The organism is Mesorhizobium sp. LNJC394B00, assembly GCF_000502555.1.
Taxonomy (GTDB): domain Bacteria; phylum Pseudomonadota; class Alphaproteobacteria; order Rhizobiales; family Rhizobiaceae; genus Mesorhizobium.
Genome location: NZ_AYWH01000028.1, coordinates 1 through 13,153 on the forward strand (window position 1 = coordinate 1; position 13,153 = coordinate 13,153).

General features: G+C 63.4%; 14 protein-coding genes. 12 read left to right on the forward strand and 2 right to left on the reverse strand.

Annotated elements, in window-relative coordinates; translation table 11 throughout:
* The first annotated feature begins 626 nt into the window (after positions 1 to 626).
* The 12 genes from msuE (at position 627) to X751_RS01000000164610 (ending at position 11,876) form a co-directional block, all read left to right on the forward strand.
* On the forward strand, positions 627 to 1,196 hold the full coding sequence (msuE, locus tag X751_RS135170) for an FMN reductase (RefSeq protein WP_031204125.1): 570 nt from the start codon (positions 627 to 629) through the stop codon (positions 1,194 to 1,196).
* Between the two features lie 24 nt (positions 1,197 to 1,220).
* The gene (sfnG, locus tag X751_RS135165; RefSeq protein ID WP_023739635.1) at positions 1,221 to 2,321 is read left to right on the forward strand and encodes a dimethylsulfone monooxygenase SfnG; all 1,101 of its coding nucleotides are present in this window, start codon (positions 1,221 to 1,223) and stop codon (positions 2,319 to 2,321) included.
* A gap of 51 nt (positions 2,322 to 2,372) precedes the next feature.
* The gene (locus X751_RS135160) at positions 2,373 to 3,275 is read left to right on the forward strand and encodes an ABC transporter ATP-binding protein (protein WP_023746461.1); all 903 of its coding nucleotides are present in this window, start codon (positions 2,373 to 2,375) and stop codon (positions 3,273 to 3,275) included.
* Positions 3,275 to 4,171 (forward strand): branched-chain amino acid ABC transporter permease, encoded by an 897-nt coding sequence (locus X751_RS135155; RefSeq protein ID WP_023746462.1) that lies wholly within the window; start codon positions 3,275 to 3,277, stop codon positions 4,169 to 4,171. The genes X751_RS135160 and X751_RS135155 overlap by 1 nt, the downstream gene beginning before the upstream one ends.
* Before the next feature lie 3 nt (positions 4,172 to 4,174).
* Entirely contained in the window at positions 4,175 to 5,224 is a 1,050-nt protein-coding gene (locus X751_RS135150) for a branched-chain amino acid ABC transporter permease (RefSeq protein WP_023746463.1), read from the forward strand.
* 50 nt (positions 5,225 to 5,274) lie between these two features.
* Positions 5,275 to 6,606, forward strand: coding sequence for an ABC transporter substrate-binding protein (locus tag X751_RS135145; RefSeq protein ID WP_023746464.1), 1,332 nt, complete (start codon positions 5,275 to 5,277; stop codon positions 6,604 to 6,606).
* A 65-nt stretch (positions 6,607 to 6,671) separates the two neighbouring features.
* Complete coding sequence (locus tag X751_RS135140; RefSeq protein ID WP_023746465.1) at positions 6,672 to 7,463, forward strand: ABC transporter ATP-binding protein; 792 nt, start codon at positions 6,672 to 6,674, stop codon at positions 7,461 to 7,463.
* On the forward strand, positions 7,460 to 8,707 hold the full coding sequence (locus X751_RS135135) for an SfnB family sulfur acquisition oxidoreductase (RefSeq protein WP_023746466.1): 1,248 nt from the start codon (positions 7,460 to 7,462) through the stop codon (positions 8,705 to 8,707). The genes X751_RS135140 and X751_RS135135 overlap by 4 nt, the downstream gene beginning before the upstream one ends.
* 33 nt (positions 8,708 to 8,740) lie before the next feature.
* The gene (ssuD, locus tag X751_RS135130) at positions 8,741 to 9,916 is read left to right on the forward strand and encodes an FMNH2-dependent alkanesulfonate monooxygenase (RefSeq protein ID WP_023746467.1); all 1,176 of its coding nucleotides are present in this window, start codon (positions 8,741 to 8,743) and stop codon (positions 9,914 to 9,916) included.
* On the forward strand, positions 9,913 to 11,343 hold the full coding sequence (locus tag X751_RS135125; RefSeq protein ID WP_023746468.1) for an FAD/NAD(P)-binding protein: 1,431 nt from the start codon (positions 9,913 to 9,915) through the stop codon (positions 11,341 to 11,343). Before ssuD ends, X751_RS135125 begins: the two co-directional genes overlap by 4 nt.
* A 27-nt stretch (positions 11,344 to 11,370) precedes the next feature.
* Positions 11,371 to 11,604: a flavin reductase gene (locus tag X751_RS1000000168555; RefSeq protein WP_023834046.1), complete on the forward strand. Its 234-nt coding sequence runs from the start codon at positions 11,371 to 11,373 to the stop codon at positions 11,602 to 11,604.
* The gene (locus X751_RS01000000164610) at positions 11,568 to 11,876 is read left to right on the forward strand and encodes a flavin reductase family protein (RefSeq protein ID WP_280806236.1); all 309 of its coding nucleotides are present in this window, start codon (positions 11,568 to 11,570) and stop codon (positions 11,874 to 11,876) included. The genes X751_RS1000000168555 and X751_RS01000000164610 overlap by 37 nt, the downstream gene beginning before the upstream one ends.
* Positions 11,877 to 12,256: 380 nt before the next feature.
* Here the strand turns inward: X751_RS01000000164610 and X751_RS0134895 are convergent, their stop codons facing one another.
* Both X751_RS0134895 and X751_RS135120 read right to left on the reverse strand, forming a co-directional pair.
* Positions 12,257 to 12,799 (reverse strand): DoxX family protein, encoded by a 543-nt coding sequence (locus X751_RS0134895; protein ID WP_084558371.1) that lies wholly within the window; start codon positions 12,797 to 12,799, stop codon positions 12,257 to 12,259.
* A 53-nt stretch (positions 12,800 to 12,852) separates the two neighbouring features.
* Positions 12,853 to 13,153: tetratricopeptide repeat protein (locus X751_RS135120; protein ID WP_023746472.1), on the reverse strand; the 301-nt coding region annotated here is incomplete at its 5' end.

Sequence of the window (13,153 nt, forward strand, 5' to 3'; positions counted from 1 at the left end):
CCAGCAGAAAAGCCCACCAGATCCCTGGGCCGTCATTGACGCCGTGGGTGATAGGCGGTGACGATCTCGTCGACTTACCGAGATGGACGATCTGCTGGCTATCGCCTCGGCCACCGGCAGGAAATCCCCACGCCCGCCATAGAGCTTGCCCGTGTCGATCGCGAGCAACTGGCGCCGTCCAGCCGTCCAGCGCTGCTGGACGTTGTCGCACTCGAGGCGTCCACAAGGATGCCTGTGTCCCAACTGTCGCTGCGGCTAATCCTAAAGCCAATGTCGCACACCATGGAAAGAGACAATCCCGATTGGGCACCCAGAAACTGGTGATGTCGCCGGCAAGGGAAGCCGCTTCGTAGTATTGCGCGACGGCGACGCCAGGCATCATGGCAACGATCCTTATTGCCCGGCATCGGCGCTTTCAAAAACGTCGATAGATGACTGCGAGCCGTTTTGATCCTTCCCGGCCATCGCCAGATGGACGTTGCTACCGCACATTAGCAGAACCGGATTTTTCTCGCCAAAGGCGAAAAATCGAAACGTCGTTCCTTATCTCTATAGATTTTGTCGAATATCGTCTGCCCCGGTTTGGAAATGACCGATGCGCATGCAGGGTCTGGGAGATTGACGAGTTGGCAAGGCTATCGGTTCTCGGAATATCCGGCGGCGTAAGCACGCCATCGCGAACAACCGCGGTGGTGAACGCGCTGGTCAAGGACGTCGCGCTGCGCGTCCCGGCAGACACGGGCCTGATCGAAATCACCGAGGCGGCGCCTTCGCTTTTTGTCGGACTGTCCCGTGGCGCCCTCGGCGCGTCCGGCGAAGCGATTATCCAGCGTGTCGAGGAGGCCGATCTGCTCGTGGTCGGAACGCCTGTCTATCGGGCTTCCTACACCGGCGCCCTCAAGCACCTGTTCGACCTCGTCGACTATCGCGCGCTCGCCGGCAAGACCGTGCTTCTCGCGGCGACAGGCGGAAGTCCATACCATGGCCTGGTTCTCGAACATCAGTTGCGGCCATTATTCGGCTTTTTCGGCGCCGTCACCGTACCGACCGGCGTCTATGGGGCGCCCGACGATTTCATCGGCGCCGAAATCGTCGGCGAGGCGATACGCGAACGCATTTCACGGGCCGCATCCGAAGCGGTTTCACTGCTCAATTCCAACCATGCAAATGCCGCCGCCGCAGCGCGCGTCGGCTGAGCCAACCAAAAAGGGAACAACGACATGACGTCTCATTCCGACGGCCTGAAATTCGCCTACTGGGTTCCGAACGTCTCCGGCGGCCTGGTCATCTCCAACATCGAGCAGCGGACCGGTTGGGACATCGACTACAACCGCAAGCTCGCCCAGATCGCAGAGGCCAACGGCTTCGACTACGCACTGAGCCAGATCCGCTTCACCGCCGGCTACGGCGCCGACAACCAGCACGAATCCGTGTCGTTCAGCCACGCACTGCTGGCCGCCACCACAACGCTGAAAGTGATTGCCGCCGTCTTGCCCGGTCCATGGAACCCGGCGCTGGCGGCCAAGCAGATCGCCACCATCAACCACCTGACCAATGGCCGCGTGGCCGTCAATGTCGTCAGCGGCTGGTTCCGTGGCGAGTTCGCCGCCATCGGCGAGCTGTGGCTCGACCATGACGAGCGCTACCGCCGCTCGGAGGAGTTCATCCGCGCGTTGCGCGGCATCTGGACCGAGGACAATTTTACGCTGAAGGGCGACTTCTATCGCTTCACCAACTACTCGATGAAGCCGAAGCCGATCGATCCGCAGCCCGAGATCTTCCAGGGCGGCTCGTCGCGCGCCGCGCGTGACATGGCTTCGCGGGTGTCCGACTGGTATTTCACCAACGGCAACACGCCCGAAGAGATCAGGAAGCAGGTCGACGATATCCAGGCCAAGGCGAAGGCGAATGGCCACAAGGTGAAGATCGGCGTCAACGCCTTTGCCATTGCTCGCGAAACCGAGGCGGAAGCACGCGCCGTGCTGGACGAGATCGTCGCCAAGGCCAATCCCGAAGCGGTGCAGGGCTTTGCCGACCAGGTCAAGAATGCCGGCAAGGCCTCGCCGGAAGGCGAGGGAAACTGGGCGAAGTCGTCCCTTGAGGATCTGGTGCAATACAATGACGGCTTCCGCAGCAATCTGATTGGCACGCCGGAACAGATCGCCGAACGCATCCTCAAGCTGAAGGATGCCGGCGCCGATCTGATCCTGCTCGGCTTCCTGCATTTCCAGGAAGAGGTCGAGTTCTTCGGCAAGCGCATCATCCCGCTGGTGCGCGAACTGGAAGCGGCGCGTGACAGGGAGCTTGTCGCCGCCGAATAGGCCAGGGCGTGGCCTGCGGGCCGCGCACTCCTTCAAAATCAGGAACGTGTCATGATTGGTGCTTCGCTGGGAGCCGCCGCATACGAGCGTGCGCCCGAAATCCCCGGCATTCTTGCTGGCGCTGGTCCACTCACGGACACGCGCCCGGCGCGCCTGTCGGCAAAGGTCGATGCGATCCTGACTCTGAGCGGGATTGGCATTTCGTTCGGCGGCGTCACGGCGCTGAGCGATGTCGATCTCGAGGTCAAGAGCGGCGAAATCCGCGCCGTGATCGGCCCCAACGGCGCAGGCAAATCCTCGCTGATCAACATCATCAGCGGCCTCTATCACGCCGACCACGGCAAGATCGCGATCGCCGGCCAGTCATTCTCCCGTGTGCCCGCGAACCGTCTGGCACGTCTGGGCGTCGCGCGCACCTTCCAGAACCTGGCGCTCTTTCCCGGGCTTTCCGTGCACGACAACATCGCGTCGGGCCGCGTCCACACCAGGCGCGCCAGTTTCGTCGAACATATTGCCGGCCTGCCACGCGCCAGGCGCGAAGACGCTGCGATTGCCGAAAAGGTCGACCAGACAATCGCCTTCCTGCATCTGGAAACGGTCGCCGATCGGCTGGTTGCGACGCTGCCCTACGGCTTGCAGAAGCGGGTCGAACTGGCGCGAGCGCTGGTTGCCGAGCCGAAGATCCTGCTGCTCGACGAACCGATGGCGGGCATGACGGCGACCGAGAAAGCCGAGATGGCCGGGTTCGTGCGCGCCGCGCGCGACCGGCATGGCGTCACCATCATCCTAATCGAGCACGACATCGGGGTCGTCATGGGCCTATCCGACCGCGTCGCCGTGCTCGATTACGGCCGCAAGATCGCCGACGGCACGCCGGCCGAAGTGCGCGCCGATCCGGACGTGATCCGGGCCTATCTCGGCACCGCCGAGGGCGAGGATGGCGAGGGCATCTGATGAGCTACTATGATTTTCTCTTCGTTGTCGAAGTGCTGGTCGGCGGCCTGTTGTCGGGAGTCATGTATTCGCTCGTCGCCATCGGCTTCGTGCTGATCTACAAGACGTCGGGTGTGCTGAACTTCGCGCAAGGGTCGATGGTGCTGTTTGCGGCACTCACCTTTGTCAGCCTGGTCGAACGCGGCATCCCGTTTGCGCTTGCGCTGCTCATCACCTTCGCAGTCATGGTCGCGCTGGGTTTCACCATCGAGCGAACCGTGCTCAGGCCGCTGGTGAACCGCTCGCCGATGACACTGTTCATGGCCACGCTTGGCCTGTCCTACATCATTGAGGGCGCTGCCCAACTGATCTGGGGCACGCAGGTGCACGGGCTTGATCTCGGCATCGACGACACGCCCTTCGAGGTCGGCGGCATCCTGATCTCGTCGTTCGACCTTCTGGCAGCTGGCATCGCCGCAGCGATGGTGGCGGGCTTGAGCGCCTTCTTCTATTGGACCCGGATCGCGCTGGCGTTTCGCGCCGTCGCCGACGACCAGTTCGCGGCCCTTGCCGTCGGACTGCGGCTGCCGCGGATCTGGGGAACGGTGTGGACGGCCGCGGGCTTCGTGGCGCTGGTCGCGGGACTGCTGTGGGGTGCCCGCCTCGGCGTCCAGTTCTCGCTGTCACTGATCGTGTTGAAGGCGCTGCCGGTGCTGGTGCTTGGCGGCTTCGATTCCATCCTTGGCGCCATCGTCGGCGGCCTGATCATCGGCGCCAGCGAAAAGCTCGCCGAGGTCTATCTCGGCCCCTTCGTCGGCGGCGGCATCGAAGGCTGGTTCGCCTATGCGCTGGCGCTGGTCGTGCTGCTGGTGCGTCCCTCCGGCCTGTTTGGCCAGAAAACCGTCGAAAGGGTCTGACCGATGGCCGTGCAAGCGCTCGACGCCGCCAGGCTTCCAATCGACTGGCAGAAGTTCGCCCGGAAATTCGCTTTGCCGGCCGTGCTGATCGTCGTCGCCTACGGCCTGATCCCGGCCTATGCCTCGAGCTATCTGGTTGAGGCGATCCTGCTGCCGTTCCTGGCGCTCAGCCTGGCGGCAGTCGGCCTCAACCTCTTGACCGGCTATTGCGGCCAGCTTTCGCTTGGCTCCTCCGCTTTCATGGCGGTAGGCGCCTTCGCCGCATACAATTTCAACCTGCGGGTGGAAGGACTGCCGCTGGCGGCGACCATGATCCTGGCGGGAATTTCGGCCGCCGGCATCGGCGTCATCTTCGGATTGCCGAGCCTGCGCCTGCGCGGCTTCTATCTCGCTGTCTCGACGCTGGCCGCCCAGTTTTTCGTGCAGTGGGCGCTGACCAAGTTCGGCTGGTTCTCCAACGACAATCCGTCCGGGGTGATTTCTGCACCGCACCTTGCCGTAGCCGGTTTTTCGCTCGACGGCGCCACCGGCCGCTATTTGCTTTCCGTCACCACCGTCATCGTGCTGACGGCGCTGGTCTGGCGGCTGGTCAACAGCGCCACCGGCCGCAACTTCATCGCGGTGCGCGACAACGAAACCGCCGCGCGAGTGATAGGCGTCCCGGTGCTTACGACCAAGCTGCTGGCGTTCGCCATTTCATCCTTCATCATCGGCGTCGCCGGCGTGCTGTGGGCCTTCACCTATCTGCGCACGGTCGAGCCGGCCGGCTTCAATCTCGACCGCTCGTTCCAGATCCTGTTCATCATCATCATCGGCGGGCTGGCTTCGATACGCGGTGCGTTTCTGGGCGCCGCATTCATCGTCGTCTTCCCGCTCTTTCTGTCTCGGCTCGGCGCCTTCGTGTTTGGCGGCCTGTTCGATTCTGGTGTGCTCGACATGAGCCAGCGCATCGTGCTTGGCGCGCTCATCATCATTTTCCTCATCGCGGAACCGAACGGGCTGTCGGCCCTCTTCGACCGCCTGAAACGACGGATCGGCTCAAGGTCCAGCTGAGCGCCGCTCGACATTCTCTCACGGACCCAAAACCTCAGGAGACGCAACTCATGACCTTCTTCAGTCACCTCAAGAAAGCGGCGATCGCCACCGCTTTCGTGCTCGGCGCGACAGCCGTCCATGCCGACGAACAATATTTCCCGCTGCAGAGCTACCGCGTCGGCCCCTATGCCGCGGGCGGCACCGGCTTCTTCGGCGGCTTCATCGACTATCTCAACCTGATCAACATCCGCGACGGCGGCGTCAATGGCGTCAAGCTGACCTGGAGCGAGGGCGAAACCCAGTATGAGGTCGAGAAGGGCGTCGAGGTCTACGAACGGTTGAAGAGCAATCCCGGCATCGCCGCCTGGAACCCGCTCTCGGTCGGCATCGCCTACGCCATGATCGACCGCATCACCGACGACAAGGTGCCGCTTATCACCATCAATCACGGCCGCACCGACACCACCGACGGTCGGGTATTCCCTTACGTCTTCCCGCTGCTGCTCAACCCCTACAGCGAAACATCGGGCATCGTGAACTACATCGCCTCCAAGGAAGGCGGCCTCAACAAGCTCAAGGGCAAGAAGATCGTCGTGCTCTATCACGGCTCGCCCTACGGCAAGGAGACGATCCCGATCTATGAGCTGCTGTCGCAGAAATACGGTTTCGAACTGTCGCAGATCGAGGTTCCGCACCCCGGCAACGAGCAGCAGGCACAGTGGCTGACGATCCGTCGCGATCGTCCCGACTATGTCGTGCTGCGCGGCTGGGGCGTGATGAACCCGGTTGCGCTGAAGACCGCGCAGAAGACCGGCTTCCCGGCCGATCACATCGTCGGCAATGTCTGGTCCAACTCTGAAGAGGACGTCATCCCCGCCGGCGACGCCGCCAAGGGCTACACCGCCATCACCACCCAGGCGTCTGGCGCCGACTACCCGGTCGTCAAGGAGATCGTCAAGACGGTCTACGACGCCGGCAAGGGCAATCTCGAGGACAAGAGCCGCATCGGCTCGGTCTACCACAATCTCGGCATCGTCAACGGCATCCTCAATGTCGAAGCCATCCGCATCGCGCAGGCCAAATTCGGCAATCGCACGCTGACCGGCGATGAGGTCCGTTGGGGCTTCGAACACCTCAAGCTCGACCCGGCGCGCGTCGAGGCGCTCGGTGCCAAGGACCTGTTCCACTCGATCAACGTCTCCTGGGACAATCACGAAGGTGACGGCTACGTGACCTTCCAGCAGTGGGACGGCAAGAAGTGGAACGTCGTGTCCGACTGGATCGCGCCGGACTGGAAGCTGCTGCGCCCGATCATCGAGAAGTCGTCCGAGGCCTATGCCAAGGAAAAGGGCCTCAAGATCCGCACGGCCGAAGACGCCGATGCGGTGGTCAGCAACTGAGTTTGAAGAGCTCACGGCCGGCCCGCGGGCCGGCCGTGCCATCCATCTTCGCAGCGGAGTTATCGATGTCCAGCCCGGAAAATCCGATCCTGTCGATCAGCCGCGTCGAGGCCGTCTACAACGGCGCCATTGCCGCCCTGCATGGCGTCGACCTCTCGGTCGGCAAGGGCGAGATCGTGGCGTTGCTCGGCTCCAACGGCGCCGGCAAGACGACGCTGTTGCGCGCCGCATCCAATCTTCTGCCGGCAGAGCGCGGCTCCGTCACTGCCGGCCGGATCATTTTCGATGGCGAGGATGTTTCTAGGGCAAGTCCCTCGCACCTCGTCCGCAAGGGCCTGGTCCAGGTTCTCGAGGGCCGGCACTGCTTTCGCTCGCTGACGGTCGAGGAGAACCTTCTGACCGGGGCGCTCGGGCGTTCATCCTCGCGCGTTGGCGTGAAGGCCGACCTTGAGCGTGTCTACGCGCTGTTTCCGAGGCTTCTCGAGAAACGGCGCACGCGGTCCGGCCTCACCTCCGGCGGCGAGCAGCAGATGACGGCGATCGGTCGCGGACTGATGTCGCGGCCGAAACTCTTCGTGCTCGACGAGCCCTCGATGGGGCTCGCGCCGCTGATCGTCGACGAGATCTTCAGCGCCTTGAAGCGGCTCAATCGGGACGAGGGTCTTTCGATCCTTGTCGCCGAGCAGAATTCGGCGGTGGCGCTGAAATATGCTGATCGTGCCACCGTCCTCGAAAACGGCAAAAGCGTGCTGGAAGGGTCGGCTGCCGACCTGCGCCAGCGCGACGACATCAAGACCTATTATCTCGGCGGCGCGCCGCTTCCATCGCAACACTTTCCCCAGGAGACTGCAGCATGACCATCCAATCCAAGCAGCCGTCCGACGCGCGCGTCGCCGTGCCTCCGGTCGAGCGCCCGTCGGCCAAGGCGCATATCATCAAGACCGATGCCGAGGCGATCGCCATCGCCGAAAAACTTGCCATTGAATTCGCTAGGGAAGCCTCGAAGCGGGACCGCGAGCGCATCTGGCCGAAGGAAGAGCTCGATGCTTTTTCGCAGAGCGGCTTGTGGTCGATCAATGTGCCGAAGGCCTATGGGGGGCCGGAGGTGTCCTATGTGACGCTGTCGAAGGTGATCACCATCATCTCGACGGCTGATCCCTCGCTTGGCCAGATTCCGCAGAACCATCTCGGCGTGGTCGCCGCCATCCGCACGGTTTCGGACGAGGCGCAGAAAAAGCTGCTCTTCGCCGAGGCACTGTCCGGCACGCGCTTTGGCAACGCGTTTTCCGAGTTCGGCTCCAAGCGTGCCGCCGACTTCGAGACCAAGTTCGTCGATGCCGGTGACCATGTCGTGGTCAACGGCCAGAAATTCTATTCAAGCGGCGCCCTGCTCGCCCATCTGGTGCCGATTGTGGCGCTCGATGACGAGGGGCGCGCCTGGTATGCCATCGCCGATCGCGGCGCGCCCGGACTGACCGTCATCGATGACTGGTCGAGCTTCGGCCAGAAGACGACGCTCTCCGGCACGGTCCTGCTCGACAATGTGAAGGTGGCGAAGACGCATCTCGTCCCCGGCTACAAGGGGTACGACAAACCGACAGCCGACGGACCCATCTTCCAGATCATCCAGGCGGCGGTCGATCTCGGCATCGCCAAGGCGGCGATCGACGAGACGGTCAGCTTCGTGCGTACCAGGTCGCGCGCGTGGATCGACAGCGGCGTCGATCATGCTTGGCAGGATCCCTATACGATCCAGGCGATCGGCGACCTTCGCCTGCGCGCCAATGCGGCCGAGGCTATTCTGGAAAAGGCCGGCCTTGCGGTCGACCGCGCCGTGGCCGATCCTAACGCGAAGACGGTCGCGGAAGCGCAGATCGCGGTCGCCGAATCCAAGATCCTCACCACCGAGATCGCCATAAACGCCACCAACAAACTGTTCGAACTTGCCGGCACGCGATCCACGCTGGCCGAGCACAATCTCGACCGCCACTGGCGCAATGCCCGCACCCACACGCTGCACGATCCGGTGCGCTGGAAATACGCGATCCTGGGGAACTATTACCTGAACGAGGTGAACCCGCCGCTCCACGCCTGGAGCTGAGCGGGAACGCCGTAAAGTCACAAAGGACTATTCATGAGCGCTGCCACCCCCTCCAGGATTAAGGTCCTGTGGTTTCTCCCGACGCATGGCGACAGCCGCTACCTCGGCACCTCCGAGGGCGGCAGGGCGGTCGATCTGCCCTATCTCACCCAGGTCGCCAAGGCCGCCGACGCCATCGGCTATTATGGCGCGTTGCTGCCGACCGGGCGCAGTTGCGAAGACAGCTGGGTGGTGGCGTCGGCGCTGGCGCCGCTGACGCAGCGGTTGCGCTTCCTCGTCGCCGTACGGCCGGGTCTGCAATCGCCGACGCTCGCCGCGCGCATGACCTCGACACTCGACCGCATCTCCGGTGGGCGGCTGCTGATCAACGTGGTCACCGGCGGCGATCCGGTCGAGAACAAGGGCGACGGCATCTTCCTCAGCCATGATGAGCGTTATGAGGTGACGCGGGAATTTCTCGACATCTACAAGGCGGTGCTGCGCGGCGAAACCGTCGCCTTCGAAGGCAAGCATTTCCGCATCGAGGATGGAAGGCTGCTGTTTCCGCCGGTGCAGACGCCGCACCCGCCGCTCTATTTCGGCGGCTCGTCGGAGGTAGCCAATGCAGTCGCCGCCGAGCAGATCGACAAATACCTCACCTGGGGCGAGCCGCCGGCGGACGTCGCCGCCAAGGTCGAGCATGTGCGGGGCCTTGCCGAAAAAGCCGGCCGCGAAGTGAGCTTTGGCATCCGATTGCATGTCATCGTTCGCGAGACCAATGACGAGGCCTGGGCCGATGCCGATCGGCTGATCAGCCGCCTCGACGACAAGACGATCGCCGAGGCACAGAAGGTTTTCGCCCGCATGGATTCGGTTGGCCAGTCGCGCATGAGCCGGTTGCATGGCGGCAGCCGCGACAAGCTCGAAATCAGCCCGAACCTTTGGGCCGGCGTTGGCCTCGTGCGCGGCGGCGCCGGCACCGCCTTGGTCGGTGACGCGGCGACCGTGGCAGAACGGATCGACGAATACCGAAGGATTGGCATCGATACCTTCATCCTGTCCGGCTATCCGCATCTGGAGGAAGCCTATCGCTTCGGCGAACTGGTGCTGCCGCTGCTGCCGCTCGATCACGAAATCTCGACCCGGCCGACGACGGTGAACATGGGACCGTTCGGCGAAACGGTGGCCGGAGATCATCGACCATCGGCGCTGCGCGCGAGCCAGTCTTGAGCGCTTCCCGCAGGGCTGGGAAACTGACGGTCGCCATCATTGGCGGCGGCTTTTCCGGCGCCGCAACCGCGTTTCACCTGGCGCGGCTGCTGCCCGCCGATGCAGCCGATATCGTGGTCGTCGAACCCCGCGAGGCGCTCGGCTATGGTCTGGCCTATTCGACGGCCGATCCCTCGCACCGCATCAACGTGCGGGCGTCCAGGATGACGCTGATCTCAGGTGAGGAGGGCCATTTTTCCGACTGGCTGGAGCAGACCGGCGCTATTCTGGACGATACGCAGGCCATCGCCGCCAGCGGCGCGATTTACCCGCAGCGTCGGGTCTTCGGCCGCTATGTCGAATCCCACCTGCAGCCCTTCCTGCAAAGCAAGGCGATCCGCCATGTCAGGGCCGAAGTTGCTTGGGTCGAGCGCAGTGGCGAGGGCTACCGGCTTGTCCTGTCCGATGGCGCAACGCTTTCCACCGATGCTGTGGTGATCGCGGCGACGCATCCATTGCCGGCCCTCCCGGCGCCGCTGCGCAGCGTGGCCTCAGTCGCCGGATTGGTGGCCAATCCCTACGATCTCGAACGGCTGCAGGCGATCGGCCGCGACGACCGTGTTCTCATTGTTGGCACCGGTCTGACCTCGGCCGACGTCATTGCAGCCCTCGACCGTAGAGGTCATCGCGGCCGCATCACGGCACTGTCGCGCCATGGCTATCGCTCGCATGTGCAGGCCGCCATGCAGGGCGACCCGATAGGCGACTTCACCAGCCTGCCTTTACGCAGCGCCACGGTGCTGCTCAGGCGCATCCGGGCCACGATCGCGGCAGCGACGCGACAGGGCGAAGACGGGTATCCGGTCCTCGACGCTGTCCGGCGTCAGGGGCAGTTGATCTGGCAGGCCTTGCCGCTCGCCGAGCAGCGCCGCGTGGTGCGCCATCTTCGCGCGCTCTGGGACGTGCATCGTTTCCGCATCGCGCCACAGGTAGCAGTCGTGCTGGATCGCCGCCTTGACGAGGGGACGCTCGCTTATCGCGCCGGATCGATTGTCGAGGCCGAAGAGGCCGACGGACGTATCCGCGTCACGCAGCGGTCAAGGCGCCGACACGACCTCATCGTTGAGACGTTCGACAGCGTGATCGTGACGACCGGGCCGGCGCATGCGGACATTCTTCGCACCAACACGGCGATTGCCGCCCTTGGACATCTGGGCCTGGTCCGTCTTGACCCAACCGGCCTTGGTCTCGACACCGACAGCCACGGCCGCGCGGTCGGTAAGTCAGGTCACCCGGCCGACAATATTTTCATCAGCGGACCGCTGGCGCGCGGCAGCGTCGGCGAGCTGATGGGCATCCCTGAAGTCACCGCCCATGCCGAGAGCATCGCCACCGAAATTCACCAATGGTTGGGTTACCAGACGGCGTTGCGTCGCAGGGCGTCGTGAAGGTGCAAACACGATGAGGCTATCCAGATGACACTAACCGAACGCATTCTGCCGGATGAAACCCGGATCTCCCTAAAATTTGCGATGCGACACCTGGCCGGAGCCGTGTCCGTGGTCACCGCAGGCATCGGCGACGAGCGGACGGGCGCAACAATTACCACAGCCCATTCCTTGTCGGTCGAACCGGAGGTGATGGTCGTCAGCATCAACCTGAGCTCGTCGACATGGGCAGCCATCACCGGCATCGGCACTTCTGCGTGAATGTGCTACGCGCCGACCAGATCGCGATTGCCGACCGTTTTGCTGGTCGAGGCGGCCTCAAGGGGCAGGCTCGCTACGAGGGTGCACGCTGGTCCACCCTTGCAAGCGGCGCATTGGCGCTCGAAGGTGCGCTTGCCGCAGTCGATTGCACCGTCGAGGATACGATAGTTCGCCATAGCCATGCGCTAATCCTCGGCAGCGTCCGGCATGTGGTGAGCGGAGAGCCTGGCCCGGCGTTGATCTATCATCGCGGCGCCTATGGATCGTCGTGAGCGGGTTGGTACGTGTCGTTTTCTGACAGCCATGCAAATCTCGGAAAAGTGACGCTCGCGATGCTTGGCCTTCTGGCATACCAGAACCGCGAATGATCCGCGGCGCGGGAGCACGTAATTCAAACAACGGATGCCTTGAACCTCTGCAGATCGCCGACTGCAACAACGATTAAGAGGCTTGCTGATCGGAATCGTCGCAGGTCCTTCCTGGGCATTACTATCCGCGCCGATAAGCGGACGTAAAATGGAGGACACGCCAGGAACGGCTTGCGTCACCCCCCGAGGCAGTTTGCGGGCGCCGACCGGGCGGGCGGGTTGTATGATGCCCGGCGTGTTGGCCGGTTTAGAATGGAAGCTTGATTTCGCCCAACGAGAGAGGCCTACCGGCCGCTATGAGCGCCGCAACCGTCTCTCTGTCCTGTTGCCGGCGCTTCACGAGGCCGTTCAGNGAGAGGCCTACCGGCCGCTATGAGCGCCGCAACCGTCTCTCTGTCCTGTTGCCGGCGCTTCACGAGGCCGTTCAGCACCCTGTCGAGAGATATCGCCCCGGCGCCGGCTACGGCCAGGACGAACATGCCGCCCGCTATGGCGAGATCCTTTTCGAGATGCAGCAATTCGTTCTGGTTGGCGAAATTGGTGTGGAACAAAGCTGCCGTTGCCAAACAGAACAGTCCGAGCGCCACCGCGCCCAGACGCGTCAGCAGACCAAGGCCGACCGAAAAGCCAGCTCCCAGCTGCAGCGCTATGGTGGCTATTAAAAGCGGCAGGCTGACGCCGAGCGCCGCCATCGCCTTGGCTGCACCGGCGAAATGCGTCGCCAGCTCCAGGCCTTCATGCACGAAGAGCAATGAGAGCAGCAGGCGACCCGTCAGCAGGGTCAAGTCGGTGAGATGTGGTTTCCAGGCGGTTTGTGTCGTTGTCACGATGGGCTCCAGGCAATGGGAAAGGGGCAGGCGCCTTGCAGCACCTGCCTGGTTTACTTTGTCACCTTGGTGTCGATGGCCTTGTGGAGGTCTTCGAGTTCTTCACAGCCGGCGGGACACAGCTTCTGCAGCGACGCCAACTGCTCGTTGGCCTTGGCCATGTCGCCGGTCTCTACATAGAGTTCGCCCAGATATTCGCGGGCGGCCTTGTGGTCGGGCTTCAGCTCGAGCGCCTTGTTGTAGTAGGTCAGCGCCGTGGTGAAATCGCCCGTCTTGCGCAGCGTGAAGCCGAGCAGGTTGTAGACGTCGGCCTGCTGGTTGTCCTGCGCGAGATCACGCAGATCGGCCAGCGCG

Excerpts from the sequence above, each read along its gene's own strand:
- X751_RS135150 (WP_023746463.1), top strand. The coding sequence starts at position 4,175 with ATGGCCGTGCAAGCGCTCGACGCCGCCAGGCTTCCAATCGACTGGCAG.
- X751_RS1000000168555 (WP_023834046.1), top strand. The coding sequence starts at position 11,371 with ATGACACTAACCGAACGCATTCTGCCGGATGAAACCCGGATCTCCCTA.
- X751_RS135160 (WP_023746461.1), top strand. The coding sequence starts at position 2,373 with ATGATTGGTGCTTCGCTGGGAGCCGCCGCATACGAGCGTGCGCCCGAA.
- X751_RS135140 (WP_023746465.1), top strand. The coding sequence starts at position 6,672 with ATGTCCAGCCCGGAAAATCCGATCCTGTCGATCAGCCGCGTCGAGGCC.
- sfnG (WP_023739635.1), top strand. The coding sequence starts at position 1,221 with ATGACGTCTCATTCCGACGGCCTGAAATTCGCCTACTGGGTTCCGAAC.
- X751_RS135145 (WP_023746464.1), top strand. The coding sequence starts at position 5,275 with ATGACCTTCTTCAGTCACCTCAAGAAAGCGGCGATCGCCACCGCTTTC.
- ssuD (WP_023746467.1), top strand. The coding sequence starts at position 8,741 with ATGAGCGCTGCCACCCCCTCCAGGATTAAGGTCCTGTGGTTTCTCCCG.
- X751_RS135135 (WP_023746466.1), top strand. The coding sequence starts at position 7,460 with ATGACCATCCAATCCAAGCAGCCGTCCGACGCGCGCGTCGCCGTGCCT.
- X751_RS01000000164610 (WP_280806236.1), top strand. The coding sequence starts at position 11,568 with ATGGGCAGCCATCACCGGCATCGGCACTTCTGCGTGAATGTGCTACGC.
- X751_RS135155 (WP_023746462.1), top strand. The coding sequence starts at position 3,275 with ATGAGCTACTATGATTTTCTCTTCGTTGTCGAAGTGCTGGTCGGCGGC.